Raw genomic sequence first — 26,916 nt, 5'->3', positions numbered from 1 at the left:
GGTCCCTACCGCCCCGCCCCGATCATCCGACCCACCCGATCCCGGCCGCCCGTTCAGACCCCGCTCCCGGTCCAGCCCGCCCTCGTCCACGGCCCCCACCTGCCCTTCCGTACACCCGCCGTTCGCGCCGTCGCTTGGATCATGACGCACCCCCGCACGGCCCGCGACCCCTGTGGAAAACTTCTGTGGACAACGCGTCGATGAGTCCCTCGTCTCACCCTCGCGCAGCCCTGAAGCCCGCCGGAAACACTCGCGTAGCATGGCGATGAATCGTCCGGTACCCCCCGCGGACTGGAACGGAAGGCCATCGCCGCGTGAATGCAATCCCACCCACCGAGGCCCAGGACCGCCCCGCCCGGCTCACCGTCGGAGTCGTCGGCGCGGGTCGCGTCGGGCCCGCCCTCGCCGCGTCACTGCACCTCGCCGGACACCGCCCGGTGGCCGTGTCCGGAGTCTCCGACGCCTCCGTGCGACGCGCCGCGGAGCTGCTGCCCGAGGTGCCCCTGGTGCCCGCCGCCGAGGTCCTCGCGCGCGCCGACCTCGTCCTGCTGACCGTCCCCGACGACGCCCTCGCCGACCTGGTCAGCGGCCTCGCGGAGACCGGCGCCGTCCGCCCGGGACAACTGCTCGTGCACACCTCCGGGCGCTATGGAACGTCCGTACTGGACCCGGCGACCCGGGCCGGCGCCCTGCCGCTCGCCCTGCACCCCGCCATGACCTTCACCGGCACCTCCGTGGACGTCCAGCGGCTGGTCGGCTGCTCGTTCGGGGTGACCGCGCCCGACGAACTGCGGATGGCCGCCGAGGCGCTGGTCATCGAGATGGGCGGCGAGCCCGTGTGGATCGCCGAATCCGCCCGTCCGCTCTACCACGCGGCCCTCGCCATCGGGGCGAACCACCTGGTCACGCTCGTCGCCCAGTCGATGGAACTGCTGCGCACGGCCGGGGTCGAGGCCCCCGGCCGGATGCTCGGCCCGCTGCTCGGCGCGGCCCTGGACAACGCGCTGCGCTCCGGCGACGACGCGCTGACCGGCCCGGTCGCGCGCGGCGACGCGGGCACCGTCGCCGCCCACGTCGCCGAGCTGCGCCAGCATGCGCCGCAGAGTGTCGCCGGGTATCTCGCGATGGCCCGGATGACCGCGGACCGGGCGCTGGCCCACGGCCTCCTCAAGCCGGAGCTGGCCGAGGACCTGCTCGGCGTGCTCGCCGAGGCGTCCCCCGGCCGGCCCCCCGGCGGCCCGGCCACCCCCGACCCGAACGGCCCCGTCCCCGGCCCGGACCCGGACGGCCCGGACGCCTCCGGCGACGGCCCCACGGGAGGCCGCCGATGACCACCCCGCACCCGTCCCCCCACCCGCATTCCGCCGCGGACCCGCTGCCCACCGCTACCGCCACCCCCACCCCCACCTCCCGTACGGAACTCGTCCACACCGCCGCCGAGTTGCGCGCGCTCCCGCGCGGCAGCGGCCCGCGCGCCGTCGTCATGACCATGGGCGCCCTGCACGAGGGCCACGCCACGCTGATCCGCGCCGCCCGCGGCCGGGTCGGGCCGCGGGGGCAGGTCGTGGTGACGGTCTTCGTCAACCCGCTCCAGTTCGGCGCGGGCGAGGATCTCGACCGCTACCCGCGCACCCTGGACGCGGACGTCGCACTCGCCGCGGCGGCCGGCGCGGACGCCGTCTTCGCGCCGTCCGCCGACGAGGTCTACCCGGGCGGCGCACCGCAGATCCGGATCTCCGCGGGCCCCATGGGCACCCTCCTGGAAGGCGCCAGCCGCCCCGGGCACTTCGACGGCGTCCTGACCGTCGTCGCCAAGCTGCTGCACCTCTGCGCACCCGATATCGCGCTCTACGGGCAGAAGGACGCCCAGCAGCTCGCCGTCATCACACGGATGGCCACCGACCTCAACTTCCCCGTCGAGATCGTCGGCGTCCCCACCGTCCGCGAGGACGACGGCCTCGCCCTCTCCAGCCGCAACCGCTACCTCTCCCGCCCGGAGCGGCACACCGCCCTCGCGCTCTCCGCGGCGCTCTTCGCGGCCCGCGACCGGCTCGCGGCCGAAGAGGCGCTGCGCGCCCGCGCCACCACCACCGGCCACCGGGCACACCACCGTTCCGCGGCACTCGCCGCCCTCGGCGAGGACCGGGCCGCCGCCGATGCGCACGCCGTGGCGTACGCGGCCGGCCCGCCGCACGGTCCGGCCGTCGCCCGCGCCGCGGCCCGCGCGGTCCTCGCGGACGCCGCCCTCCTCGACCCGCCGCTCGTCCTCGACTATCTGGCGCTGGTCGACCCGTCCGGCTTCACCGAGATCCCGGACGGGTACGAGGGGGAGGCGATCCTCGCCGTCGCCGCCAAGGTCGGCACCACCCGTCTCATCGACAACATCCGCCTCACCTTCGGCGCCACGCCCCCCAACAGCCCGGCAGACGCCGACACGGAGCGGCACACGGACACGGATCCGGTCACGGGCACAGGCACGGATACCGGCCACACCACCGCCCCCACCACGCCCACCGCCCCCCAAGGCCCCCTCGGAGCGACCCGATGACCGCCACTGGCACCGGCTCCGGCACCTGCACGGGTACCGGAGCCACCACCCCCGGCATACGCCTGACCGCCCCCGCCCCCGGCTGGTCCATCGACGCGGATGTCGTCGTCGTGGGATCCGGCGTGGCCGGGCTGACCGCCGCGCTGCGCTGCGCCGCCGCGGGCCGCCGGACCGTCGTCGTCACCAAGGCCCGCCTCGACGACGGCTCCACCCGCTGGGCCCAGGGCGGTATCGCCGCGGCGCTCGGCACGGACGACACCCCCGAACAGCATCTGACCGACACCCTCGTCGCCGGCGCCGGCCTGTGCGACGAGGCGGCCGTACGGACCCTGGTCACCGAAGGGCCGGCCGCCGTCCACCGGCTGATCGGCAGCGGCGCGCGCTTCGACACCGCGCCCGGCACCGACGAGATAGCCCTCACCCGCGAGGGCGGCCACCACCGCCGCCGTATCGCGCACGCCGGCGGCGACGCCACCGGGGCGGAGATCTCCCGCGCCCTCGTCGAGGCCGTCCGCACCGCCGCGCTGCGCACCGTCGAGAACGCGCTCGTCCTCGACCTGCTCACCGACGCCGCGGGCCGCACCGCCGGTGTCACCCTGCACGTCATGGGCGAGGGCCAGCACGACGGCGTCGGGGCCGTGCACGCTCCGGCCGTCATCCTGGCCACCGGCGGGATGGGCCAGGTCTTCTCCGCCACCACCAACCCGGCCGTCTCCACCGGCGACGGGGTGGCCCTGGCGCTGCGCGCCGGTGCCGAGGTGTCCGACCTCGAATTCGTCCAGTTCCACCCCACCGTCCTCTACCTGGGGCCGGACGCCGAGGGCCAGCAGCCGCTGATCTCCGAGGCGGTACGCGGTGAGGGCGCCCATCTCGTCGACGCCGACGGCGTCCGCTTCATGGCCGGCCGGCACGAGCTCGCCGAGCTCGCCCCGCGCGACATCGTCGCCAAGGCGATCATGCGCCGGGCGCACGAACAGGGCGTCGACCACATGTACTTGGACGCCCGCCACTTCGGCGCCGAGATGTGGCGCAACCGCTTCCCGACCATCCTCGCCGCCTGCCGCGACCACGGCATCGACCCGGTCACCGAGCCCATCCCGGTCGCCCCCGCCGCCCACTACGCCTCCGGCGGCGTACGCACCGACCTGTACGGGCGGACGACCGTGCCGGGCCTCTACGCCTGCGGCGAGGTCGCCTGCACCGGTGTCCACGGCGCCAACCGGCTCGCCTCCAACTCCCTCCTGGAGGGCCTGGTCTTCGCGGAACGGATCGCCGCGGACATCGTCTCGGGGAGCGCCCCGAACCCGGCGTACGGCGACGACGACGGCGGTACGGACGACGGCGATGCGGACGGCCCCGGTACGCGCCACGGCAGCTCGCCGGTCCCCGCCCCGGTCCCCGCCCCGGCGTCCACCCCTCTGCGCCTCGTCGCGCCCGAGACCCGTGGCGCCGTGCAGCGGATCATGACCGCCGGCGCCGGCGTGCTGCGCAGCGCCGAAAGCCTCGACCGGGCCGCCGCCGCACTCGACCGCCTCCACCGCGACGCGGCCGGGCCCGGGACCCCCGCCGAACCGGACACCGGGACCGTGAGCGACACCGGGACCGCCGGCGACACCGGTACCACCGAGGCCGCCCCCGACGGCAAGACCCCCGAGCCCGGTGTGGAGGCATGGGAGGCGACCAACCTCCTGTGCGTCGCCCGGGTGCTGGTCGCCGCGGCGCGGCGCCGCGAGGAGACCCGCGGCTGCCACTGGCGCGAGGACCACCCCGACCGGGACGACGCCTCCTGGCGCCGCCACTTCCGCATCACCCTCGACGCGGACCGCACGCTGCGCGTCGGCACGACCGGGACCGACGCCTTCCCGGCCACCATCACCGGGCCGGACCACACCGCCCCCACACACCACCACGAGCACAACCCCACCTCCACCCCCACCCCCTCCCCGGATACGGAGCGCACCCCGTGAGCAGCACCTCCGACGACCTCCCCCTCCTCCAGATCGGCGGGCTCCAGGCCGGGCCCCCCACCGGCGGCGGCTGCGGCGACGCCTGCGGCTGCGGCGGTGGGGACGAGGACGACGCGTACGGCCTCGACCCGCTCAGCTGCGGTCTGGACCCCGACCTGGCCGCGCTCCTGACCGCCGCCGGTCTCGACCCCGTCCAGGTGGAGGACATCGCGCACCTCGCCATCGAGGAGGACCTCGACCAGGGCGTGGACGTCACCACCGTGGCGACCGTCCCCGAAGACGCGGTGGCCACCGGCGACTTCACCGCCCGCGAGGCCGGTACGGTCGCCGGGCTGCGAATCGCCGAGGCGGTGCTCTCCCTCGTCTGCACCGACGCGTTCGCCGTCGAGCGGCACGTCGAGGACGGCGACCGGGTCGCGGCCGGCACCCGGCTGCTGAGCGTCACCACCCGCACCCGCGACCTGCTCACCGCCGAGCGCAGCGCGCTCAACCTGCTGTGCCGGCTGTCCGGTATCGCCACCGCCACCCGCGCCTGGGCCGATGTTCTCGACGGGACCGAGGCCAAGGTCCGGGACACCCGTAAGACCACCCCGGGCATGCGCGCCCTGGAGAAGTTCGCGGTGCGCTGCGGCGGCGGCGTCAACCACCGCATGTCGCTGTCGGACGCGGCGCTGATCAAGGACAACCACGTCATCGCGGCGGGCGGTGTCGCCGAGGCGTTCACCGCCGTACGGTCCGAGTTCCCCGGTGTGCCGATCGAGGTGGAGGTGGACCGGCTCGACCAGATCCCGCCGATCCTCGCCGAGGGCGCCGACCTGATCCTGCTGGACAACTTCACGCCGGAGCAGACCAAGGAGGCCGTCGAACTGGTCGCCGGGCGCGCGGTGCTGGAGTCGTCCGGCCGGCTGAGCCTGGACACCGCCCGCGCGTACGCCGGGGCCGGCGTCGACTACCTGGCCGTGGGCGCGCTCACGCACTCCTCCCCGATCCTCGACATCGGCCTCGACCTGCGCGAGAGCGACGGCAGCCTTGAGGACGACGACCCGCGCGAGGACCGCTGACCGCCATGCTGCTGACCATTGACGTGGGCAACACCCACACCGTCCTCGGCCTCTTCGACGGCGAGGAGATCGTCGAGCACTGGCGGATCTCCACCGACGCCCGCCGCACCGCCGACGAACTCGCCGTGCTCCTCCAGGGCCTGATGGGGACGCACCCGCTGCTCGGCGACGAACTGGGCGACGGCATCGAGGGCATCTCCATCTGCTCCACCGTCCCCTCCGTCCTGCACGAACTGCGCGAGGTCACCCGCCGCTACTACGGGGACGTCCCCGCCATCCTGGTGGAGCCGGGCGTCAAGACGGGCGTGCCGATCCTGATGGACAACCCGAAGGAGGTCGGCGCCGACCGGATCATCAACGCGCTGGCGGCCGTCGAGCTGTACGGCGGGCCCGCGGTCGTCGTCGACTTCGGTACGGCCACCACCTTCGACGCGGTCAGCGCGCGCGGCGAGTACGTCGGCGGCGTGATCGCGCCGGGCATCGAGATCTCGGTGGAGGCCCTGGGCGTCAAGGGCGCCCAGCTCCGCAAGATCGAACTGGCCCGGCCGCGCAGCGTCATCGGCAAGAACACCGTCGAGGCGATGCAGTCCGGCATCCTCTACGGTTTCGCCGGCCAGGTCGACGGCGTGGTGAAGCGGATGGCCCGGGAACTGGCCGAGGACCCGGAAGAGGTGACCGTCATCGCCACCGGCGGGCTGGCACCGATGGTGCTCGGCGAGTCCTCGGTGATCGACGAGCACGAGCCCTGGCTCACCCTCATCGGCCTGCGGCTGGTCTACGAGCGGAACGTCGCTCGTTCCTGAACCGCCCGTTCTTGAACGCCGCCCGTGGGGCACCCGTCGGGGCGCCCCACGGGCGGGCCGGTCACGACCGCGCCACAGCACAGCGGTTAAGCGGCTTTTGTCCGAAACGGTCGTAAAGTCACCGCATGCCTATGCCATACGGATCCCGCGGCGGCATGGCGTTCAGCGCCGATGAGTTGCGTGTGCTCCGTCGCGCCCTCGCCCATGCCCTCCAGACGACGTCCCTCTCCGCCTCGCTCGGCGCCCTCGGCGCGGAGCTGACGGAGGACATCCAGGAATACCTCCGGCTGGCCGCGGCGGTGGACGAGGCGGTCCGCGAAGGCGGCCGGCTGCGCGCCTTCCTCCTCGCCGACCTCGCCCGCTACCGCGAAACCCTGCCCGGCTCGGCCGCCGGCTACCTCGACCGGCTCCGGGAAGCGCTGGCGGCCGGCTACGTCCCCGGCCCCGACGATCTCGCCGCCCTGCGGACGCTGAACGCGCACCGCACCGCCCCGGCCGAGCGGGACCGCCGCACCGCCCTGCTGCGCCACTGCGAGCGGCTGGCCGAGCACTCCGTACGCGCCCGGCTGCGCGCCCTGCCCGGCGGCCGGACGGCCGCCGGCCCGGAACCGGAACCGGAACGGAAACCGGAACCTGAACCGCGGCCCGCGCCGCAGCAGCCGCGGCCCCCGTCCCCCCGGCCGGACCGCCCCGTCCCCACGCCGGGCGAGGTCTTCCCGCCGCGCCGCAAGCCGGTACAGCCCCCCGCGGGCCGCACCGCCTGACGGCTGCGTACTCTGGGAAAACTCAGGCCGTCAAGGAGGTCCATGCCATGGATTACGTCGCAGCGCTCGTTCCGCCGGTAGTGATGGCCGTGGCCTTCATCGCGCTGATCGTGACGATAGTGAAGAGCCAGGGCGGCCAGAACAAGTCCAAGGAGGACGCCGCCGTCGACGCCGTTCTCGGCCGGACCGACGCCGCCCACCAGGAGCCCAAGGCGCACGGCGCCTGATCCACCCGCCGTCGAATTCGGCGGCCCGCACGCACCGTACGGCCCGGGATTGTTCCTCCCGGGCCGTACACCTTTTTCCGGTGCAAACGCAACGAGATCAACCGGCATTCGCGACATCTCCCACTATTGTTCTGGTGTGCCGAGAGCCTTGGGTGATCTGGAAGACGCGGTCATGACGCGGGTCTGGGAGTGGAACCGCCCGGTCACCGTTCGAGAAGTCCTGGAAGACCTCCAGAAGGAACGGTCGATCGCCTACACGACGGTCATGACCGTATTGGACAACCTTCATCAGAAGGGCTGGGTGCGCCGCGAAGCAGAAGGCCGCGCCTATCGATATGAGGCGGTCTCCACTCGCGCCGCCTACTCGGCCGCACTGATGAACGAAGCGTGGTCCGCCAGTGACAACCCCGCGGCCGCTCTTGTCGCCTTCTTCGGCATGATGTCGCCGGAACAACGGCAGGCCCTGTGGGACGCCGTACGGATGGTGCAGAGCGATCTGCCGCGGGAACCCGCCGCACCGGCCGCACCCGCGGAAGGCGCCGGACGGGCGGAAGAACCGGCACCCCCCGAAGGGACTCGCGAAGGGACTAGCGAAGGGACTCGCGAAGAGATCCCGGAAGAGACCGCGGAAGAGACCGCGGAAGAGCGCGGGGGAGAAGCGGCGGAAGGGGCCGGGGGCGAACCCGGGGCGAACCCGGCCGACAAGGGGCGATAGCGTCCCCGCATGCCTCCGCATTCAAAAGGGCTCACCGTCCGCCGTGCCAGGACAGGTGATGTACCGGCCGTTCGCCGCCTCATCGACTCCTACTCCCGTGACGGCATCCTGCTCGACAAAGCCACCGTCACGCTTTACGAGGACATCCAGGAGTTCTGGGTCGCCGAGCGCGACGAAGACGCCGAGGTCGTCGGCTGCGGAGCGCTGCACGTCATGTGGGAAGACCTCGCGGAGGTGCGCACTCTGGCCGTGGATCCGCAGCTGAAGGGCTCGGGTGTCGGACACCAGGTCCTCGACAAGCTGCTGCGCACCGCGGGCTGGCTCGGAGTGCGGCGCATTTTCTGTCTCACCTTCGAAGTCGACTTCTTCGCCAAGCACGGCTTCGTGGAGATCGGTGAGACTCCCGTAGACGGTGATGTGTACAGCGAGCTGCTGCGTTCCTATGACGAGGGCGTTGCCGAGTTCCTCGGTCTCGAACGAGTGAAGCCCAACACCCTGGGTAACAGTCGCATGCTTCTGCACCTGTGATCAGTGTTCTATGTCCGAATCGCTCCCCTATCTCATGGCTGTGGAACCCGGTCTTCACTGGCCGGTGGGCAACTGAAGCCTACCCAAGGGTTTGTGTTTTCCCCGGAAAAGCGGTTTGCTTTCCGTCGTAATCCACATTCGATGAAAGGGAAACCCGGTGGCACAGAAGGTTCAGGTTCTTCTTGTCGACGACCTCGACGGCGGCGAGGCCGACGAGACCGTGACGTTCTCTCTCGATGGCAAGTCCTACGAGATCGACCTCACCACCGCCAACGCCGGCAAGCTGCGTGACTCGCTCGCCGACTTCGTGAAGGCGGGCCGCCGTACCGGTGGCCGTGCCGCCACGGGCCGTGGCAAGGTGCGTGCCGCTTCCGCCGGCAACCAGGACACCGCGAAGGTGCGTGCCTGGGCGAAGGAGAACGGCTACAACGTCAATGACCGTGGCCGCGTCCCCGCCGACATTCGCGAGGCATTCGAGAAGGCCAACGGCTGATCGCCGTTCGGGCGATCCGATTGGTCATTACCGGCACGCAACAACCGGGCCCGGTGGCATTCGGACGCCGCCGCGCTCACCAGCCGTACGAGGTCGGGGGCGCCTTCACCGTCCCTGATTCCTGTCCCGAACCCCGTGGTGGGCAGGGAATTCCGGACCTCGTGCACAGACACGGGAGGCCGCACCCAACGGGCGGCCTCCCGTGAGCCGAATCCGCCCGGCGACGGCCCGGCGGCGGTGAACGACGGCGCGGGCATCCGGCCGCCGGGGCCACGCGCCGTGAGATCCGGTGCGAGAGCGCCCCACTCCAGCCATTCCAGGATTCCGGGGAGTTCGGCCGCACCGCCGGCCGCGATCAGCAGCAGCAAGGTCGGCCGGCCGACCGGGCGATCCCCGCTCCGGCCGGCCCCGGCGCACGCGCCGCCACGCTCCCCCGCGCGGGGACTGTGCGGGCCGTACGGGCCCCGCGCGCCGTACGAGGGCCCGAGGAGCGCCACCGGCCCGGTGCGCGGCAGTCGCCGCAGCACAGCGCCTCCGGCGTCCGCCGGCATCTCCAGGACGTCGAAGCACACGCCCGTGACCAGCTCCGCCGGTTCCGCGCCGGTGGTCGGCCAGCCCATCTCCTCCTCGTACCACCGCACGGCGGCGAGAGGGGGGCGGGGTCGCGGAAGCGCGCGGGGCATGCCCGGTGAAACTCCGGTGAACCCGGGAAGTTACGCTGGGTTGCCGTACGGATACGCGGGGTGTCTCCGGGAGGGGGTGCGGGGTGCATTCGGTGGCGGGCGGCTGTTCGCCCGTAGCGGATGGCAGGGGGCCGCGCCGCATGGAGTGTCAGTGGCAGCGGGTAAGACATTCCCAGTGGGAAAAGACGGTGTGACGGCGCGCAATGCGCCCGGCCCGCGCCGACGGCGCGGCGGTGGGGGAGCGGGGCCGGTGAGGCCCGCGTTCGCCACGGGCGTAGTGGTGGTCGGCGTATATGCCTGGCCTGCGGGAACATCGTCTCGCACCATCGGGTTGGAGCAGATGTCGGCTGTTCGGCAGCAGATTTCCCCTCCGTCGCGGGGGGTGATCCGGACGGATGTCGGCAGTCGGAATGAGCTGTCCCGTCCTGCGGGACTAGCATGCGGAAGGACAGGGAGGGGACCGACCCCTAACTGCCCGACCGCTCTGAGGAGCGATTAACGATGTTCGAGAGGTTCACCGACCGTGCGCGGCGGGTTGTCGTCCTGGCTCAGGAAGAAGCCCGGATGCTCAACCACAACTACATCGGCACCGAGCACATCCTCCTGGGCCTGATCCATGAGGGTGAGGGTGTCGCCGCTAAGGCCCTGGAGAGCCTCGGGATTTCGCTCGAGGCGGTCCGCCAGCAGGTGGAGGAGATCATCGGGCAGGGCCAGCAGGCTCCGTCCGGGCACATCCCCTTCACCCCGCGTGCCAAGAAGGTGCTGGAGCTGTCGCTCCGCGAGGCCCTTCAGCTCGGCCACAACTACATCGGCACCGAGCACATCCTGCTCGGCCTGATCCGCGAGGGCGAGGGCGTCGCCGCCCAGGTCCTCGTGAAGCTGGGCGCCGATCTCAACCGGGTGCGGCAGCAGGTCATCCAGCTGCTCTCCGGCTACCAGGGCAAGGAAGCGGCCACCGCCGGCGGCCCGGCCGAGGGCACGCCCTCGACCTCGCTCGTCCTGGACCAGTTCGGCCGCAATCTCACCCAGGCCGCCCGGGAGACCAAGCTCGACCCGGTCATCGGGCGCGAGAAGGAAATCGAGCGGGTCATGCAGGTGCTGTCCCGCCGCACCAAGAACAACCCGGTCCTCATCGGCGAGCCCGGCGTCGGCAAGACGGCGGTCGTCGAGGGCCTGGCGCAGGCCATCGTCAAGGGCGAGGTGCCCGAGACCCTCAAGGACAAGCACCTCTACACCCTCGACCTCGGCGCCCTGGTCGCCGGCTCCCGCTACCGCGGTGACTTCGAGGAGCGCCTGAAGAAGGTCCTCAAGGAGATCCGCACCCGCGGCGACATCATCCTGTTCATCGACGAGCTCCACACCCTGGTGGGTGCGGGCGCCGCCGAGGGCGCGATCGACGCGGCGAGCATCCTCAAGCCCATGCTGGCGCGAGGCGAGCTCCAGACCATCGGTGCCACCACGCTCGACGAGTACCGCAAGCACCTGGAGAAGGACGCGGCCCTGGAGCGCCGCTTCCAGCCGATCCAGGTCGCGGAGCCGTCGCTGCCGCACACCATCGAGATCCTCAAGGGCCTGCGGGACCGCTACGAGGCGCACCACCGCGTCTCCATCACGGATTCCGCCCTGGTCGCGGCGGCCACCCTCGCCGACCGCTACATCTCCGACCGCTTCCTGCCGGACAAGGCGATCGACCTGATCGACGAGGCCGGCTCCCGGATGCGCATCCGCCGGATGACCGCGCCGCCGGACCTCCGCGAGTTCGACGAGAAGATCGCCGACGTGCGCCGGGAGAAGGAGTCCGCGATCGACTCGCAGGACTTCGAGATGGCCGCGGGTCTGCGCGACAAGGAGAAGCAGCTCCTGACCGCGAAGACGAAGCGGGAGAAGGAGTGGAAGGCCGGCGACATGGACGTCGTCGCCGAGGTGGACGAGGACCTGATCGCCGAGGTCCTGGCGACCGCCACCGGCATCCCGGTCTTCAAGCTCACCGAGGAGGAGTCCTCGCGGCTGCTGCGGATGGAAGACGAGCTGCACAAGCGCGTCATCGGCCAGAAGGACGCCATCAAGGCGCTCTCCCAGGCCATCCGCCGTACCCGTGCCGGTCTGAAGGACCCCAAGCGCCCCGGTGGCTCGTTCATCTTCGCCGGCCCGTCCGGTGTCGGTAAGACCGAGCTGTCCAAGACGCTGGCGGAGTTCCTCTTCGGCGACGAGGACGCGCTGATCTCCCTCGACATGTCGGAGTTCAGCGAGAAGCACACGGTCTCGCGGCTGTTCGGTTCGCCTCCCGGCTACGTCGGCTACGAAGAGGGCGGCCAGCTCACCGAGAAGGTGCGCCGCAAGCCGTTCTCCGTCGTGCTCTTCGACGAGGTCGAGAAGGCCCACCCGGACATCTTCAACTCGCTGCTGCAGATCCTGGAGGACGGTCGGCTGACCGACTCCCAGGGCCGGGTCGTGGACTTCAAGAACACCGTCATCATCATGACGACCAACCTCGGCACCCGGGACATCTCCAAGGGCTTCAACCTCGGCTTCGCGGCCCAGGGCGACGTCAAGTCCAGCTACGAGCGGATGAAGAACAAGGTCAACGAAGAGCTCAAGCAGCACTTCCGCCCCGAGTTCCTCAACCGTGTCGATGACACCGTGGTCTTCCACCAGCTCACCGAGGAAGACATCATCCAGATCGTCGACCTGATGATCGCCAAGGTGGACGAGCGGCTCAAGGACCGCGATATGGGCATCGAGCTCAGCAGCGAGGCCAAGTCGCTGCTGGCCAAGCGCGGGTACGACCCGGTGCTCGGCGCCCGTCCGCTGCGCCGCACGATCCAGCGCGAGATCGAGGACGCACTCTCGGAGAAGATTCTCTTCAGCGAGCTGCGGCCGGGCCACATCGTGGTCGTCGATGTCGAGGGCGAGGGGGAGAAGGCCAAGTTCACCTTCCGCGGCGAGGAGAAGTCGGCCCTGCCGGACGCCCCGCCGGTCGAGTCCACCGCCGGTGGCGCAGGACCGAACCTGAGCAAGGAAGCGTAACCGCGAGGGCGCTGGACCCCGCGTCTCGCGCCCCGCACACGGGTACCGCCCCGGAACCGTTCCTACGGTTCCGGGGCGGTTCTGTGTGTGTGGGGCGCTGCTGTGCGCTGTGCGGGGCAGGTGGGGCGTACGGGGGCCCTCGGCCGACGGGCCGGGTCGGTGTGGCTGTGGGGGGTGGGTGGGGGCGGTGCGGGCCGCACGGTCGACGGCCTGGCTCGGCTGACGGGGGCCGGCCGGGTGCGTGCGGGGCTCGGTGGCTGGGCGGGCGGTACGGGGCCGGAGGCCGTCGAGGGCGGTGCGTGCACGCGGGGCGGGTGCGTGAGGCCAGGGGAGCGGGCCAGGGGCGGGACAAGCGGCTCGGGGCGGGACCGGTGAGGCGGGGCGGATCGTTGGTGACTGTGGCCGATCCCGGCTGATCCCGGCCGACGGAGGCCGTCGGTGGCAGGCGACGGCGGTACGCCGGGCCCCCGCCGGACGGTGCGGATGAAGGGACCCGGAGAGCGGGTAATTCCGTTATCCGGCGGGTTTTGAGTGACCCCCGCCACAAAGGGCTTTGGTCCCGAAACGGACGGGCGGAAGGCCCGCGGAAATGCATTGGATCTTATTCTGCGGTGACATGGCGCACAGGCGATTCGGACCCTACTAGAGGAAATAGGGGGGATACCCGGCGGTGATGTGGGGGACGCGCGCCATTGCGGCGGGGGCAGTGCGGACGGGGTGCGGCGGGGCGTCGGCCGGTGGCGGTGCGCAGGGGGAAATGCGCAGGTCGAAGCGGGTGTGAGGAGAGACTGTCCGACGCCTGGTCGATCTCTGCCGGGCGTTTGATCCCGTACGGCCGGGGTACCGGAAGGGCTTTAATTCCCTCGGCGTCCGATACGGGGCGGGTTAGTAGAAAGGGGTCTTGGCGGGGCGGCGAAGGCGGGTTACCAAGGAATGGCGATCCCGGTCCGCAGCCGGGGCTCATTCCTTTCTGGAGGTCAAACCCGCATGTCCAAGTTCACCAAGATCCGTCGCCCGAAGAAGTCCGCGCTGCGCACCCGCGCCGCCATTCTCGTCGCCGGTCTCGGCGCCACCGCCGCCCTGGGCGCCGGTGTCGCGGTGGCGGCCGACTCGGGCCTGACGAACATCACGTCGGCCGTCGGCTCGACCCTCACGGCGCAGGCCGACGCGCAGACCAAGGCCGCCACCGCCAAGCAGGACGTGGCGAAGAAGGCCGACGCCTGGGTCAAGCCGGTCGACAACTACACGCTGGGCTCGACCTTCGGTCTGGCCGGCACCCACTGGTCGCACAACCACAGTGGTCAGGACTTCGTCGTGCCGACCGGCACCCCGGTCAAGGCCGCGCACGCCGGCACCGTCGTCAAGGCCGGCCCCAACGGTGGCGGCGACGGCCCCGCGTACGGCAACGCCATCGTGATCAAGCACTCCGACGGTGTGTACACCCAGTACGCGCACCTGTCGTCGATACAGGTCAAGGTTGGCGAGAAGGTCGGTGCCGGCCAGCAGATCGGCCTCTCCGGCAGCACCGGTAACTCCACCGGCCCGCACCTGCACTTCGAGGTCCGCACCGGTCCCAACTACGGGTCGGGCATCGAGCCGACCGGATTCCTGCGGGCTCACGGCGCCGCTGTCTGAGCTGAGTCCGGCCGGGCTGGCCGGCGGCTCGGCGGGTTGGCCGCCGTAACCAGTTCCGTGGCGACCTCCAGGACAGCCTTGCGCTTGTCCTCGGGGTCGCCGTGGAGTTTCTGGAGGATGAACATGCCCGCGTGCATCGAGAACAGCGCCGTGATGCAGCGCACCTGATCGCGCAGCTCCGCATCGGGCTCGTTGAGCAGTTCGAAGAGGTCGTACATCCGCCGCTTGAAGGTCTCGCCGATGCTGAGATCGCGTACGGTGGCCTGGTTCTCCTGCATGAAGCGGAAGAGCGGGGCGCAACCGTGCAGCGACTCGCTGTAGCGGCGCATCACCTCGCGCTTGGTCTCCAGCGTGCGCGGCTGTTCCTGGGCCCAGGTGATCAGCTCGTCGATCGGCCTGACCAGGTCCTGGAACAGGCTGATGACGATGTCTTCCTTGGTCTTGAAGTGGTAGTAGAGCGCGGCCTTGGTCACATCGAGCCGCTCGGCGATCTCGCGGAGCGAGGTCTTCTCGTAGCCGTGTTCCGCGAAGAGCTCCAGAGCGACGTCCTGGATGCGCTGCCGCGTGTTCCCTCTGCGCGCCTGCGGTGTGCTCATGGTGCTTCTCCTGCGTTGTCGATCAGGCCCCCGGGCCGCCCCGATTAACTTACTTGACGACCGGCAAGTAGCGCTTTACCTTCAACACTGTACTGAAACTAGCCGGGCGGCAAGTAAGTGGAGGACGGGGATGTCGCAGACAGCGACCCCAACGGGGGAAACAACAGAAAAACCGGCGAAGGCCGGGGGCAGGCAGCCGGCCAGTGTGCGAATGGTGCTCTTCGCGCTGATGATCGCGATGCTGCTCGCGATGCTGGACAACATGATCGTCGGCACCGCGATGCCGACCATCGTCGGTGAGCTGGGTGGGCTGGAGCATCTGTCCTGGGTCGTGACGGCGTACACACTCGCCACCGCGGCCTCGACCCCGATCTGGGGCAAGCTCGGCGACATGTATGGACGCAAGGGTGTCTTCCTGGCATCCATCGTCCTCTTCCTGATCGGCTCCGCGCTGTCCGGTATGGCCCAGGACATGGGACAGCTGATCGGCTTCCGCGCGGTCCAGGGTCTGGGCGCGGGCGGTCTGATGGTCGGCGTCATGGCGATCATCGGCGATCTGATTCCGCCGCGGGAGCGCGGCAAGTACCAGGGCATGATGGCCGGTGTGATGGCCGTCGCGATGATCGGCGGACCGCTGGTCGGCGGTGCCATCACCGACCACCTCGGCTGGCGCTGGAGCTTCTACATCAACCTGCCGCTCGGCGCGATAGCCCTGGTCATGGTGACCGCGGTGCTGCATCTGCCGAAGAAGCGTTCCCAGGCCCGGATCGACTACGTCGGCGCCGCGCTGCTCACCATCGGCATCGTCTCGCTCGTACTGATCACCACCTGGGGCGGTACGGAGTACGACTGGGGCTCGGGCCAGATCATCGGGCTCGGCATCCTCGGCGTCGTCTCGCTGGCCGCCTTCGTCCTGGTGGAGCGGAAGGTCAAGGAGCCGATCCTGCCGCTGCACATCTTCCGCAACGGCAACTTCGCGCTCGTCACGCTCATCGGCTTCCTGGTCGGCTTCGTGATGTTCGGGTCGATGACGTTCCTGCCGCTGTTCCAGCAGACCGTGCAGGGCGCCTCGGCCACCAACTCCGGGCTGCTGCTGCTGCCGATGCTGCTGGGCATGATGGTGGTCTCGCTGTTCGCGGGCCGGGTCACGACCACGACCGGCAAGTACAAGATCTTCGTCGTGGTCGGCGGCGCACTGATCACGGTCGGGCTGGCGCTGCTGTCCCTGATGGACACCGACACCACCCGCTTCACCTCGGGTGCCTTCATGGCGGTGCTCGGCGCCGGTATGGGCTTCCTGATGCAGACCACGATGCTGATCGCGCAGAACAGCGTCGAGATGAAGGACATGGGCGTCGGCTCGTCCTCCGCCACCCTCTTCCGGACGATCGGCGGCTCCTTCGGCGTCGCGATCCTCGGCGCGGTCTTCACCAACCGGGTGCAGAGCACGATGGCCGAGCGGCTCGGCAAGGCCGGCGGGGCGCTGCCCTCCGGCACCGCCCAGCTGGACCCCAAGGGCCTGGCCAAGCTCCCGCCGATGATCAAGGACGCCTATCTGCACGCGGTGGCCACCGGCACCCACAATGTCTTCCTGTGGGGCGCGGTGATCAGCGTCATCGGTTTCGCCGCGGCCTGGTTCCTCAAGGAGGTCCCGCTGCGCGGCGGCCCCTCCGCAACGAGTGGCAAGACTGAGGGCGGGGACGCCCCGGCGGACCGCCCGGCGGTGGCCGAGGTCATCTGACCTGGTCCGTCACCCGGCCTGAGCGGGCCCCCGGCGCATGTGCCGGGGGCCCGCTCCGCGTTCGGGGAAAACCACCGCTGCCGGATGGCGGCCCGGCGAGCGGCGGTCCGGCCCCGGCCGGACCGCGGGTCACGGCCGCTCCCGCCGCCGACGGCAAAGATCAGCAGCCGGCAGCCGGCAGCCGGCAGCCGGCAGCCGGCAGCTGGCAGCCAGCGATCAGGGGTCAGCGGTCAGCGGTCAGCGGTCGGGAAGGTGGATGACCGGGAAGCTGCCGGTGTCCGTGGGCGCGTTCTCCGGCAGCCACAGGACGGAGACGGCGCCGGTCGAACCGTCGGTGAGCTCCTCGGCGTTGCGGAACGTCAGCCGCGCGCCCAGCACCCGGGCCTGCCCCGCCGCGATGGTCAGGCCCAGGCCGTGGCCGCGGCCCGCCCGGTCGCTGCTGCCGGTGCGGAAGCGGCTGGGGCCCTCGCGCAGCAGCGCCTCGGGAAAGCCCGTGCCGTGGTCGCGGACCCGCAGCACCCGGCCCTCGACGGTGACCTCGATGGGCGGTTTGCCGTGCCGGGCGGCGTTGGCGATGAGATTGCCGAGGATGCGCTCCAGCCGCCGCGGGTCGGTGGTGACCTCCGCGTCCCGTACGACGTCGATGCTGATGTCGGGGTTGAGGGCCCGTACCCGGCGGGTGACGAATTCGCCGAGCGCGACGTCCTGGAGTTCGGCGCGTTCCGCGTAGCCGTCGAGGCGGGCCACTTCGAGGACGTCCTCGACGAGCGTGCGCATCGCCTGCGCGCGGTCGCGGACCAGCTCGGAGGGGCGGCCGGGCGGCAGCAGCTCGGCGGCGGTCAGCAGACCGGTGACCGGGGTGCGCAGCTCGTGCGCGATATCGGCGGTGACCCGGCGCTCCGCCTCGATGCGCTGCTGGAGGGCGTCCGACATGGCGTCCACCGCCCAGGCCAGATCGTCGGTCTCGTCCCTGACCCGGCCGCCGACCTCGTCACGGATACGGACGGAGGTGTCGCCGTCGGCGAGCCGGCCCGCGGCGGCCGCGGCCTTGCGCAGCCGCTTGGAGAGCCGGCCGCCGACCAGGACGCCCAGCGCGCAGCCGCCGACCACGACCGCGGTGGAGCCGATCAGCAGCGCCTGGTCCAGATCGTCCAGGACGGCGAACCGGTCGGGGAACCGGTCGTGGAGGGAGAGCACCCGGCCGCTGCCGGCCGGGGCGGCGGCCCATACCTCGGGGGCGGTCTGCCCGGTGTCCTGGAGGAAGGTCGCGCGCTTGTTCTTGGCGACCGCCGCGCGCAGCGCCTTCGGCAGCGCCGGGTCGTCGATCTTGGCGCCGAACTGGAGCCGGCCGGTGGACTCGAAGATCTTCTGCGTGAAGTTGAGCCGCTCGATCTGCACATCCCGGCTGTTGTCGAGCATCGAACCGCGGGCGGCGTTGTGCACGACAAGGCTCAGTGCGACGGCGACCAGCGCTCCGACGAGCGCGATCGCGGCACTGAGCTTCCATCTCAGGCCCGTCCGCAGGGCCAGCCTGACCACCGCAGGTGTCAGCCTCTCAGCTTGTATCCGAAGCCCCGGACCGTCTCGATCCGGTCCTGGCCGATCTTGCCGCGCAGCCGCTGGACATGGACGTCCACGACCCGGGTGTCCCCGCCCCAGCCGTAGTCCCACACCCGCTCCAGCAGCCGGTCGCGCGAGAGGACCGTACCCGGCGCATTGGAGAACTCCAGCAGCAGGCGCATCTCGGTCGGCGTCAGCGCGACGTTCACGCCGCCCTTGCGGACCTCCATGCCCTCGGTGTCCACCTCCAGATCACCGAAGCGCAGTACGGCCTCGGCCGGTACGTCCGCGTCCGCCGCGCCGCCGCCCGCCCCGTCCGGGCCGCTGGCGTGGCCGAAGCGGCGCAGCACGGCGCGGATCCGGGCGACCAGCACCGCACCGTCGAACGGTTTGGTGACGTAGTCGTCGGCGCCGGCCTCCAGGCCGAGCACCACATCGATGGAGTCGGCGCGGGCCGACAGCATGATCACGGGGACGGTGGACTCATCGCGGATCCGGCGGCACAGACTGACGCCGTCGAGCCCCGGCACCATCACGTCCAGCAGCGCGATGTCGGGGCGGTCGGCGCGGAACGCCTCCAGGCCCGCGAGACCGTCGGGCATTGCGGTGACCACGAAGCCGTCCCGCTCCAGGGCGAGCTGGGTGGCCTCGCGGATGACGTCGTCGTCCTCGACGAAAAGCACATGGGTATCGGCCATGCGGCTGTCTAACCCTCCGATCCCGTGTCCGCCGGCTGGGGTTCGTCGGCGTCGGTCTTGCTGTAGTCGGTGTGATAGCGGTCGTACTCGGTGAAGTGACCGTCCGCCCAACGGTAGGTCAGTACGTCCTCACCGGAAGGACAGCACACCTTGTCCCCCGCGGCATAGGTCTGCTTGGAAATCTCCAGCTCACCCTTGTTGACCCCGGCGTAGACGGTCGGCTGTTCATTTGTGAACACGTTGTCATACCCGGTGTGCGCACCGCTCCGCTTCCGGTAGACGTACGAGCCGATGCCGACGGAGTCCGCGCAGGTCATGACATTGACGATGACATCGGGGGTCTTGCTGCCGGTCAGTGAGGCATACGTCACGTCGAGGGGGTACTCGTCTGCGGCGCACGGTTTGGCGAGGGACTTCTTCACATCGTCGCCGACCTTCGCATCGCCCTTCAGCAGCGCCACCGCGTCGACCTTCTGGTACGCGGCGCTCGGCTTCGGCGCGGGCGAGGCGCTCAGCGCGCCCTTGGGGGGCGCCGGGGTGTGGCTCGCCGTCCCCTCGGCGCGGACGCCCTCGCCCCCGGTGTGACAGCCGGCCAGCAAAAGGCCCAGCGCGGCCACCCCCGCGGTGGCCGCGCCTCCTGTGGTCAACCCGTTCCTGGTCAACCTGTACCTGGTCAAACCGCTCCCGCTCACCGCGCTGCTCGCACAGCCACCGCTCCCGCTGCCGTTCCTGCGGCGATTGTCGCGCGTCCGGCTGTGCGCCGTGCCGCGGCGGTCGCCCGGGGCCCCGCGCCGCCCGTCAGGCCGCGCACCGCTCCCGCTCCTGCTCACCGCGCTCCAGGATCCGGGCGTCGATGTCACGGTTCTCCAGCTCCTGGCGGAGCCGGGCCAGTGCGCGGTGCAGGGTGCTCTTGACCGTCCCCGTGGACATGCCCAGCGCCGCCGCGGTCTCCTCCGTGCTCATCTGCTCCCAGTGCCGCAGGACCACGACGCTGCGCTGCTTGGGCGCCAGCACCCCGAGGATGTCCATCAGCAGGGCGCGGTCGGCGCGCTGCTCGGTGCCGTCGTCGACGCTGGCGTCGGGGAGCTGCTCGGTGGGCACCTCCTCCAGCTTGCGCGCCCGCCACCACTCGGTCCGCGTGTTGATCATGACGCGGCGGAGGTAGGCGTCGGCCAGGGACTTGTCCGCGATGCCGTCCCAGCGCCCGTAGGTGCGGACCAGGGCCGTCTGGAGCAGGTCCTGGGCGTCGACCGGGTCGGGCACCAGGCGCCGCGCGCTGCGCAGCAGGGCCTCCTGCCGCGTCCGTACGTACTCTTCGAAGTCCAGTACCTTGCCGCCGCTGGTCGCCATCCCGACGCCTCCGATCCGCTTGCGTTCCCCACGTTGACCGTGCCGGTGGTCATCTCCAGCACGAGGAAGACGCTACGGAGGGGGTGTTGCGGCGCAATGTGCGTGGGCCCCACAGGGAGTGCACGGAAAACCCTCGGTTGTGTAACAGCGGGCCGGGGGTCATCCCGTGGATGGACGAGAGGTAGCGGCGGCTCATACTCCTGGGGGACGACTGCCCCCGCCGGAAGGCCGACTGCCCCTGGTACAGGCGGAATCAGGCCGTACAGAGGCGATTTCCGGTCATCCGGCGCGAAACACGACAGGGACGCGTCCGTCGTCACCGGAGGGGCACCGCCGCCACCGGACGGGCCCGCAAACGCCCGCGGCGGCCGCTCCGGCGGCCGCCGCGCACCCTCTCGTCCGGGTGGACGCCCTAGGTGAGGGGCAGCCGGTAGCGGCCGCCCGCCAGCGGTTCCACCAGGCCGTCCGCCACCAGCCCGTCCAGCGCGCGGGCCCGCTGCACCGGCTCGTGCCACACCGCGTCCAGCACGGTCTGCGGCACCGGCGTGACGGCCTCGCGCAGTACGGCCAGCAGCTTGCCGCGCACCTGCCGGTCGGTACCCGCGTACGTCTGGGTGCGCCGCGCCGGGCCCTCGTGCGCCGGGGAACCGGCCAGCCGCCAGGCGCACTGCGCGGCGATCGGGCAGCGCACGCACTCCGGGCCGCGCGCCGTGCAGACCAGCGCGCCCAGCTCCATCGTGGCCGCCGCCCAGCGCGCCGCGAGGTCCTCGTCCGCGGGCAGCAGGGCGCGGGCGAGCTTGCGCTCCGCGGCGGTGGTGGCGTTCGGCGGGTACTGGCGGCCGGCCACCGCGCGGGCGAACACCCGGCGCACATTGGTGTCCAGCACCGCGTGCCGCTGCCCGTACGCGAAGGAGGCGACGGCCGCCGCCGTGTACTCGCCGACGCCGGGCAGCGCCAGCAGCTGCGCGTGCTCGCGCGGTACGTCACCGCCGTGCCGCTCCTGTATGGCGGAGGCGGCGGCGTGCAGGCGCAGCGCGCGGCGCGGATAGCCGAGCCGGCCCCAGGCGCGGACCGCCTCGCCCGGCGCCTCGGTGGCCAGGTCGGCGGGGCGCGGCCAGCGGGCCAGCCACTGCTCGTACACCGGCAGCACTCTGCTGACCGGCGTCTGCTGGAGCATGAACTCGCTGACCATCACGCCCCAGGCGCCCGCCTCGGGGCGGCGCCAGGGCAGATCGCGGGCGTGCTCGTCGAACCAGTCGGTGACGGGGCCGTGCAGGCCGGTCCCGTCGGCGGACTCCGCGGCCGGGAAGGCGGCGGAGACGGTCTCGGCGGCGGCGGTCGTGGCAGTGGGGGTGGCAGGCGTCGAAGTCATGGCACCGCAGATCCTGACACGAGCACGGTCACCCGGGAAACGCACCGGGCCGCGGCAGCGCACGCCCACCCGCATGCCGGACGGCCGAGTGCGTACGGGTGGCCGCTACCGGGGGTACGCGGCGGCGGGCGGCGGCCCCCCGGCCTTGGGCACCGGTGCGCCGGGGCCGCCTTGTGGAGCTCGCGTCGCCGACGTCGCCGTCCGGTGGGACGGGCGGCGACGGGCGGTTGTCCCGGTGACGGGCGGCCGGGCGGCCCGGCGGGCGCCGCCGGTGCCGCTGCTGCCGGCGGGGCCCAGGGCCCGGCCGCGGCTCCGAGGCCGGTCAGGGCAGGTACTCGTACCCGATCGTCATCCGGGGCGGCAGGCACCATTCCCCGTACTCGATCACACCGTCGTCGTCGGCCCACCGATGTGCTCCGGCGAGGATGGGCGTACCGACCGGTAGGCCGAGATGCGAGGCTTCCCGTTCGTCCGCCGCGCGCCCGTGCATATCGTCGCGGGCGTAGGTGATCCGGCGGCCGGTCGCTTCCAGGACCCGCGCCGTCAGGTCGTCGTTCTTCTTCCGGCCGGTGCTGAGCAGGTCGGGCACCATGGCCGCGAAGTGCGCCGGGTACCAGTTCACGCCGAAGGTGAGTCGCGTACCGCCCCGGCCGGTCGTGTACTGCCGCCGCACCACCTGATCCCCGTGGTCGAGGTCGAAGATTTCGGCGATGTACAGCGGCGGGACGACCAGCGAAGCGGAGCTGACCGCGCTGGTCTCGCCCTCCATGAGAAGGGACCGCACCCGCTGGACGCGGGCCAGCCGGTCGCGGGCCGACACTCCCGCCATGGGGTCGTCGGCGACGAACGTCCCCCGCGGGCTGGTCCGGATGATCCCTTCGACCTGGAGCTGTTGCAGCGCCCGGCCGACCGTGGCGACGGCCACGCCCCAGCTGGCGGCCATCTCCTTGTTGGTCGGCAGCTTGGCGCCCGGTTCGAGGCCGCCGGAAAGGATCTTCTCGCGGTAGTGATGGGCGATCCGGGCGAATGTCTTGGGTGTGCCGCTGTCGGGCATGTCCGTGACTCCATGCGATCGGCGATCTAGTTCACTCTTGAGCGTACTAGTTTGCTCGATCCCCAGGAAGGAAACCTAGTTCATGGATACAGTGACCTAGGTTGCTCATTCTGGGTGGCCGTCATTGGCTGTGCGCGAGCGTAAGGGCGTGGGATATGCACCTGAACTACGGGAAACCGAAGGGGACGATGGCACCGGAGCCGCTGGTGACGCCGCCCATGACGGATCCGGAGCCCGTACCGCACTGCGATGTCTGCGGTGCGCTGGCCGAACAGCGGAGTTCGGCTCGTAGGGCCCATGACATGTCGCGGGTGTCCGATCTCAACATCGAGATCCGGCGGCACCCTCACGAGGGGCGCTGATGACCCGCTCGGTGATGAGGTTCGTGCCGTACAAGACCGCGCAGGACGTGACCGCTGCGCCGACGTATGAGGCGGTCTGCGTGTCCGGCGACGTCGAGGACTGCGGCGAAGAGTCCGGGCAGTGGCTGACCCCGCATCCGGTCGAGGTGTGGATGCGGGCGCACCGCGCCGACACCGGGCACGGCCGGTTCCGGCGTGCCTTCGTGGACTACGCCGAGGTGGGCCGCGCCGAGTGACCGCCGCCCCCGTGCCGGTCGCGAGCCGGCCGGGGGCGGTTACCGCGACGTACGGGACGGGCCGCGTGCGGGGACGGCAGGCGGGGCGGGTGAGGATGCAGGTATGGGAGATACAGAGGGCGCGCAGGTGGCCGCCGTGGACTGCCCCGACGGGATCCGGCAGGCGCTGGGTGCGCATTCGACGATGACGCTGGCGTATGTGGACGAGGACGGGCCGCAGGCGTGTGCGGTGCTGTACGCGGTGGGCGGGGGCGGGCGGGGGCCGGTGCTGTACTTCGTCACGGCGCTCACCACGCGGCACGGCCGGGCGTTCGGGGAGTCCGGGGCGCGGGTCGCGTTCACGGCGCAGCGGGACGGCCAGGAGTGGAGCGGGCTGACCGGGCTCCAGGGCCGGGGGCGGTGCCGCCCGCTGGCCGGGGCCGAGCGGGCGGCGGGCTGGCGCGTCTATACCGAGCGGTTCCCGTTCGTCGGGGAGAGCGAGCGGCTGCGCGCGGCGCTGGAGCGGACCGCGCTGTGGGAGCTGCGCCCCGACTGGCTGCGGCTGATCGACAACGGGCGGGGTTTCGGGCACAAGGAGGAGTGGCGGGCCCCGGCGGGCCCGTAGTCCGGCGGGGGGTCGGCCGGCCGGACCGTCCGGCGGCGGACGGCCGTGCCCCCTGACCGGCCGGCCCGCGCCGGGCGGTCGGCTACGCGGAGACCAGGATCCGCCAGCGGCCCGACCGCATCCGCAGCACCAGGTTGGTCACCGTGCCCGTGAGCAGCGCCACGCAGAGTGCCGCCACCAGGGTGCCCAGGCCGAGGCCGACCAGTACGTCGTGCGGGTAGTGGACGCCGACGAACACCCGGGAGAAGCCGGTCAGCAGCGCGACCGGGAGCGCGAGCCAGAGGGCGGCCCGCCAGGCGAAGACGATGCCCACGGCCAGCGCCGCCGCGAGCGTGGAGTGGTTGCTCGGGAAGGACCAGTCGCCCTCGGGCGGGCACGGCACGATCGAGGCGGCGGCCCCCGCCACGGCCCGGCACGGCCGTTCCTCGTTCACCAGGCTCTTGACGATCTCGCTCAGGGCATACGCCGCGATGGTCGCCACCGGCACCAGCACCGCGAGCGCGACCGCGCGCGCCTCGCCGCGCCGCGACCGCCACCAGCCCAGCACCGCCACCGCCATCAAGAGCAGCAGCCCGCCCGAGGTGCCCAGGTCGGCCAAGGTGCGTATCCAGTCGGGAGAGTCATGCGCGAGGTCGGTGATGTCGCGATAGAGATCGGTGCTGTTCATGGACGTTGACGGTACGGAAGGTGAACCCCTTCTCGCATCCGGCGATCGGCCGGAGGTACATCTGACGAAAGTCGGATTGCGTAGTCGATCGTAAGCAGTCCGAAACGGTCCGTTACCGTCCGATTCATGCGAAATGGGCGGAAATTGGGGCGGGCGGTTCGTCTCCGGACCGCTTCCGGGCCGATGATGAGAAAAGTTGCAGCTTCGTACGGCGGGTACTGGACGGTGCGGGCGCCGTTCTCTCGTAGAGTTTCCGCGTGGGATCACTGCGCAATCCGATCGGGCCGCTCCCCTCCTCCATCTACTGGCGGCGGAGGGCCGTTGCGCTGGCCATCGTCGCCGTACTCGCCCTCCTGGTGGTGTGGGCCGTCAACTTGGGCGGCACCGGCGCGAAGACCGCCGACGAGAGCAAGGGATCGAAGGGGTCGGGGCCCGCGACGTCCATCACGCCGGGACCGTCCTCCGACGGCCCGGCGATCAGCCAAAAGCCGGGCGGACGCGATGAGTCGGGCGGCGGCGGCTCCGGTTCCGGTTCGGCGGGCGGCGGCTCCGAGCCGGGCGGCGGCGGAGGTTCCGGCGGCGGTACGGGCTCCGGCGGCGGCGCCGGGGCCGGCGTCCCGATCGGCGAGGGCTCGGGCAAGGACGCACTGGCGGCCGGTGCCGCCGTCGCGAACTGCGCCACGGACACCACCGAGTTGGCGCTGCACAGCGTCAAGAACTCCTACGGCCCGGACACGAAGCCCAAGTTCGAGCTGACCGTCAAGAACTCCGCGGACGCCGCCTGCAAGGTGGACCTCGGCCGGAAGTCCGCGGTGCTCACCATCACCGACACCGCGGGCGACGACCGGGTGTGGGCCTCCGACGACTGCCCGTCGGCCACCGGCCCCGCGCTGCTCCAGGTGCCGGCGAAGGGCGCCATGAAGCGCACCGTCGAGTGGGACCGCAAGGCGAGCGCCCCGCACTGCGCGACGCCGAGCGCGGCCGCGGTGCCGGCCGGTACGTACCTCATCGAGGCCAAGGTGCCGGGCCTGTCCGCGGCCCGGACGTCCTTCGTCCTCACCAAGGACTGAGCGGGGCGGGATTCCGCTGAGAGCGTGCCGCACCGTACTGGTCGGCGCGGTGCGCGTGGGGCACAGTCGCCCGTATGAGGCTTCTGATACTGGGTGGTACGGAGTTCGTGGGTTGGGCGGTCGCCGAGGCGGCGCTGGCCCGGGGCTGGCAGGTGACGGTGTTCCACCGCGGGCACCACGCGCCGCCGCCGGGGGTGACGGTCCGCCACGGCGACCGCGGCGGCTCGGAGGAAACAGCGGGGCTCGCGGACCTGGCGACGGGGGAGTGGGACGCCGTCGTCGACACCTGGAGCGGTGCACCGTCGGCGGTGCGGGACGCGGCGCGGCTGCTGGCCGGGCGGGCCGAAACGTACGTCTATGTCTCCAGCCGGTCCGTCCACACCTTCCCGTCGGCGGCCGGTCTCGACGAACAGGGCCCACTGGTGACCGGCTCCCCCGACGCCACGGACGCGGACGACTACGCCGCGGCCAAGCGCGGCGGTGAACTGGCCGCGGTCGGCGCCTTCGGGGACCGGGCGCTGCTGGTCCGCCCGGGGCTGATCCTCGGCCCCCGCGAGAACATCGGCCGGCTGCCGTGGTGGCTGACCCGGATCGCCCGCGGCGGCCCGGTGCTCGCGCCCGGACCGCGCGAACTGCCCCTCCAGTACATCGACGCCCGCGATCTCGCGGAATGGACGCTGGACGCGGTGCGCGACGGGCTCGGCGGCGCGTACAACGTGGTGAGCCCGCAGGGACACAGCACCATGGGCGAACTGCTGGAGAGCTGTGTACGGGTCACCGGCGCGGCCGCCGAACTGCGCTGGACCGACCCGGCGGACGTGCTCGCGGCCGGTATCGAGCCCTGGTCCGAACTGCCCGTCTGGCTGCCGCCGGGGGAACTGCACGACACGCTGCACGCCGGCGATGTGTCCAGGGCCGTCGCCACCGGCCTGCGCTGCCGCCCCGTCGGCGAGACGGTGGCCGACACCTGGTCCTGGCTGCGCTCCATCGGCGGGGTGGCCCCGCAGCGCCCCGACCGCCCGGCCGTCGGCCTGCCCCCGGAGAAGGAGGCGGCGGTACTGGGCGGTTGAGGCTCCGGCCCGGGGCGGAACGTGTACGGGCGAAATGCGTACGGGCGGAACGCATACGGCCCGCGCGGGGTGCGCCGCGCGGGCC

General features: G+C 71.7%; 27 protein-coding genes. 18 read left to right on the top strand and 9 right to left on the bottom strand.

The genetic code is table 11. The annotated features are described in order from the left end of the window. The first annotated feature begins 314 nt into the window (after window positions 1-314). From IH09_RS31095 to IH09_RS31050, 10 genes are all read left to right on the top strand, one after another. Window positions 315-1,331, top strand: a complete 1,017-nt coding sequence (locus IH09_RS31095; RefSeq protein ID WP_052860874.1) for a DUF2520 domain-containing protein — start codon at window positions 315-317, stop codon at window positions 1,329-1,331. Then, entirely contained in the window at window positions 1,328-2,548 is a 1,221-nt protein-coding gene (panC, locus tag IH09_RS31090; RefSeq protein ID WP_110952692.1) for a pantoate--beta-alanine ligase, read from the top strand. The genes IH09_RS31095 and panC overlap by 4 nt, the downstream gene beginning before the upstream one ends. Further along, window positions 2,545-4,515: an L-aspartate oxidase gene (locus IH09_RS31085; RefSeq protein ID WP_110952691.1), complete on the top strand. Its 1,971-nt coding sequence runs from the start codon at window positions 2,545-2,547 to the stop codon at window positions 4,513-4,515. Before panC ends, IH09_RS31085 begins: the two co-directional genes overlap by 4 nt. Beyond that, a complete protein-coding gene (gene nadC / locus IH09_RS31080; protein WP_052860873.1) occupies window positions 4,512-5,576 on the top strand; it encodes a carboxylating nicotinate-nucleotide diphosphorylase in 1,065 nt (354 codons plus the stop codon). Before IH09_RS31085 ends, nadC begins: the two co-directional genes overlap by 4 nt. Window positions 5,577-5,581: 5 nt before the next feature. Next, window positions 5,582-6,379 (top strand): type III pantothenate kinase, encoded by a 798-nt coding sequence (locus IH09_RS31075; RefSeq protein WP_052860872.1) that lies wholly within the window; start codon window positions 5,582-5,584, stop codon window positions 6,377-6,379. A 125-nt stretch (window positions 6,380-6,504) separates the two neighbouring features. Next, window positions 6,505-7,143, top strand: coding sequence for a hypothetical protein (locus IH09_RS31070; protein ID WP_240150574.1), 639 nt, complete (start codon window positions 6,505-6,507; stop codon window positions 7,141-7,143). Window positions 7,144-7,190: 47 nt separating this feature from the next. Further along, complete coding sequence (locus tag IH09_RS31065) at window positions 7,191-7,370, top strand: hypothetical protein (protein WP_052860870.1); 180 nt, start codon at window positions 7,191-7,193, stop codon at window positions 7,368-7,370. A gap of 172 nt (window positions 7,371-7,542) precedes the next feature. Beyond that, window positions 7,543-8,085 carry a BlaI/MecI/CopY family transcriptional regulator gene (locus IH09_RS31060; protein WP_052860869.1) on the top strand — a complete coding sequence of 181 codons (543 nt, stop codon included), beginning with the start codon at window positions 7,543-7,545 and terminating at the stop codon, window positions 8,083-8,085. A gap of 9 nt (window positions 8,086-8,094) precedes the next feature. Then, window positions 8,095-8,613 (top strand): amino-acid N-acetyltransferase, encoded by a 519-nt coding sequence (locus IH09_RS31055; protein ID WP_052860868.1) that lies wholly within the window; start codon window positions 8,095-8,097, stop codon window positions 8,611-8,613. Window positions 8,614-8,770: 157 nt separating this feature from the next. Further along, window positions 8,771-9,106 carry a histone-like nucleoid-structuring protein Lsr2 gene (locus IH09_RS31050; RefSeq protein WP_052860867.1) on the top strand — a complete coding sequence of 112 codons (336 nt, stop codon included), beginning with the start codon at window positions 8,771-8,773 and terminating at the stop codon, window positions 9,104-9,106. Here IH09_RS31050 and IH09_RS40340 read toward each other — a convergent pair. Continuing rightward, window positions 9,037-9,726 (bottom strand): SCO3374 family protein, encoded by a 690-nt coding sequence (locus tag IH09_RS40340; RefSeq protein ID WP_446750513.1) that lies wholly within the window; start codon window positions 9,724-9,726, stop codon window positions 9,037-9,039. The two genes, IH09_RS31050 and IH09_RS40340, sit on opposite strands and share 70 nt — an antisense overlap. A 564-nt stretch (window positions 9,727-10,290) precedes the next feature. On the opposite strand from IH09_RS40340, the gene IH09_RS31045 reads away from it, so the two are divergent. Both IH09_RS31045 and IH09_RS31040 read left to right on the top strand, forming a co-directional pair. After that, window positions 10,291-12,816 carry an ATP-dependent Clp protease ATP-binding subunit gene (locus tag IH09_RS31045; RefSeq protein ID WP_052860866.1) on the top strand — a complete coding sequence of 842 codons (2,526 nt, stop codon included), beginning with the start codon at window positions 10,291-10,293 and terminating at the stop codon, window positions 12,814-12,816. A gap of 987 nt (window positions 12,817-13,803) precedes the next feature. Next, window positions 13,804-14,451, top strand: coding sequence for a M23 family metallopeptidase (locus tag IH09_RS31040; RefSeq protein WP_052860865.1), 648 nt, complete (start codon window positions 13,804-13,806; stop codon window positions 14,449-14,451). On the opposite strand, the gene IH09_RS31035 is transcribed toward IH09_RS31040, so the two are convergent. After that, on the bottom strand, window positions 14,433-15,047 hold the full coding sequence (locus IH09_RS31035; RefSeq protein ID WP_052860864.1) for a TetR/AcrR family transcriptional regulator: 615 nt from the start codon (window positions 15,045-15,047) through the stop codon (window positions 14,433-14,435). The genes IH09_RS31040 and IH09_RS31035 overlap by 19 nt on opposite strands. 211 nt (window positions 15,048-15,258) lie before the next feature. Here IH09_RS31035 and IH09_RS31030 point away from each other — a divergent pair, with 211 nt between their 5' ends. After that, window positions 15,259-16,788, top strand: a complete 1,530-nt coding sequence (locus IH09_RS31030; protein ID WP_052860863.1) for an MDR family MFS transporter — start codon at window positions 15,259-15,261, stop codon at window positions 16,786-16,788. Window positions 16,789-17,025: 237 nt separating this feature from the next. On the opposite strand, the gene cseC is transcribed toward IH09_RS31030, so the two are convergent. The 6 genes from cseC to IH09_RS31000 all read right to left on the bottom strand — a co-directional run bounded on the left by cseC (window position 17,026) and on the right by IH09_RS31000 (window position 22,822). Next, a complete protein-coding gene (gene cseC / locus IH09_RS31025; RefSeq protein ID WP_052860862.1) occupies window positions 17,026-18,327 on the bottom strand; it encodes a two-component system sensor histidine kinase CseC in 1,302 nt (433 codons plus the stop codon). 8 nt (window positions 18,328-18,335) lie between these two features. After that, on the bottom strand, window positions 18,336-19,046 hold the full coding sequence (cseB, locus tag IH09_RS31020) for a two-component system response regulator CseB (protein ID WP_052860861.1): 711 nt from the start codon (window positions 19,044-19,046) through the stop codon (window positions 18,336-18,338). Between the two features lie 8 nt (window positions 19,047-19,054). Then, window positions 19,055-19,693: a hypothetical protein gene (locus IH09_RS31015; protein ID WP_094793881.1), complete on the bottom strand. Its 639-nt coding sequence runs from the start codon at window positions 19,691-19,693 to the stop codon at window positions 19,055-19,057. Window positions 19,694-19,844: 151 nt separating this feature from the next. Continuing rightward, on the bottom strand, window positions 19,845-20,396 hold the full coding sequence (locus tag IH09_RS31010) for a SigE family RNA polymerase sigma factor (RefSeq protein ID WP_052860859.1): 552 nt from the start codon (window positions 20,394-20,396) through the stop codon (window positions 19,845-19,847). Window positions 20,397-20,808: 412 nt separating this feature from the next. Next, complete coding sequence (locus tag IH09_RS31005; RefSeq protein ID WP_052860858.1) at window positions 20,809-21,768, bottom strand: HhH-GPD family protein; 960 nt, start codon at window positions 21,766-21,768, stop codon at window positions 20,809-20,811. Between the two features lie 322 nt (window positions 21,769-22,090). Further along, window positions 22,091-22,822 (bottom strand): GntR family transcriptional regulator, encoded by a 732-nt coding sequence (locus IH09_RS31000; protein WP_052860857.1) that lies wholly within the window; start codon window positions 22,820-22,822, stop codon window positions 22,091-22,093. A gap of 155 nt (window positions 22,823-22,977) precedes the next feature. Here IH09_RS31000 and IH09_RS38195 point away from each other — a divergent pair, with 155 nt between their 5' ends. The 3 genes from IH09_RS38195 (at window position 22,978) to IH09_RS30990 (ending at window position 24,024) form a co-directional block, all read left to right on the top strand. Next, on the top strand, window positions 22,978-23,184 hold the full coding sequence (locus tag IH09_RS38195) for a hypothetical protein (protein WP_190233456.1): 207 nt from the start codon (window positions 22,978-22,980) through the stop codon (window positions 23,182-23,184). Next, window positions 23,184-23,420 (top strand): DUF7848 domain-containing protein, encoded by a 237-nt coding sequence (locus tag IH09_RS30995; protein WP_052860856.1) that lies wholly within the window; start codon window positions 23,184-23,186, stop codon window positions 23,418-23,420. Before IH09_RS38195 ends, IH09_RS30995 begins: the two co-directional genes overlap by 1 nt. Window positions 23,421-23,523: 103 nt before the next feature. Next, window positions 23,524-24,024 carry a pyridoxamine 5'-phosphate oxidase family protein gene (locus IH09_RS30990; protein WP_052860855.1) on the top strand — a complete coding sequence of 167 codons (501 nt, stop codon included), beginning with the start codon at window positions 23,524-23,526 and terminating at the stop codon, window positions 24,022-24,024. An 82-nt stretch (window positions 24,025-24,106) separates the two neighbouring features. On the opposite strand, the gene IH09_RS30985 is transcribed toward IH09_RS30990, so the two are convergent. Continuing rightward, window positions 24,107-24,691: a phosphatase PAP2 family protein gene (locus IH09_RS30985; protein WP_052860854.1), complete on the bottom strand. Its 585-nt coding sequence runs from the start codon at window positions 24,689-24,691 to the stop codon at window positions 24,107-24,109. Window positions 24,692-24,948: 257 nt separating this feature from the next. On the opposite strand from IH09_RS30985, the gene IH09_RS39395 reads away from it, so the two are divergent. Both IH09_RS39395 and IH09_RS30975 read left to right on the top strand, forming a co-directional pair. Further along, window positions 24,949-25,761, top strand: coding sequence for a hypothetical protein (locus tag IH09_RS39395; RefSeq protein ID WP_052860853.1), 813 nt, complete (start codon window positions 24,949-24,951; stop codon window positions 25,759-25,761). A 74-nt stretch (window positions 25,762-25,835) separates the two neighbouring features. Then, on the top strand, window positions 25,836-26,831 hold the full coding sequence (locus IH09_RS30975; RefSeq protein WP_052860852.1) for an NAD-dependent epimerase/dehydratase family protein: 996 nt from the start codon (window positions 25,836-25,838) through the stop codon (window positions 26,829-26,831). Window positions 26,832-26,916 lie beyond the last annotated feature (85 nt).

It is taken from the genome of Streptomyces celluloflavus, from assembly GCA_000720995.1.
Lineage (GTDB): Bacteria > Actinomycetota > Actinomycetes > Streptomycetales > Streptomycetaceae > Streptomyces > Streptomyces celluloflavus.
This window is presented reverse-complemented; position numbering and strand designations above follow the sequence as displayed.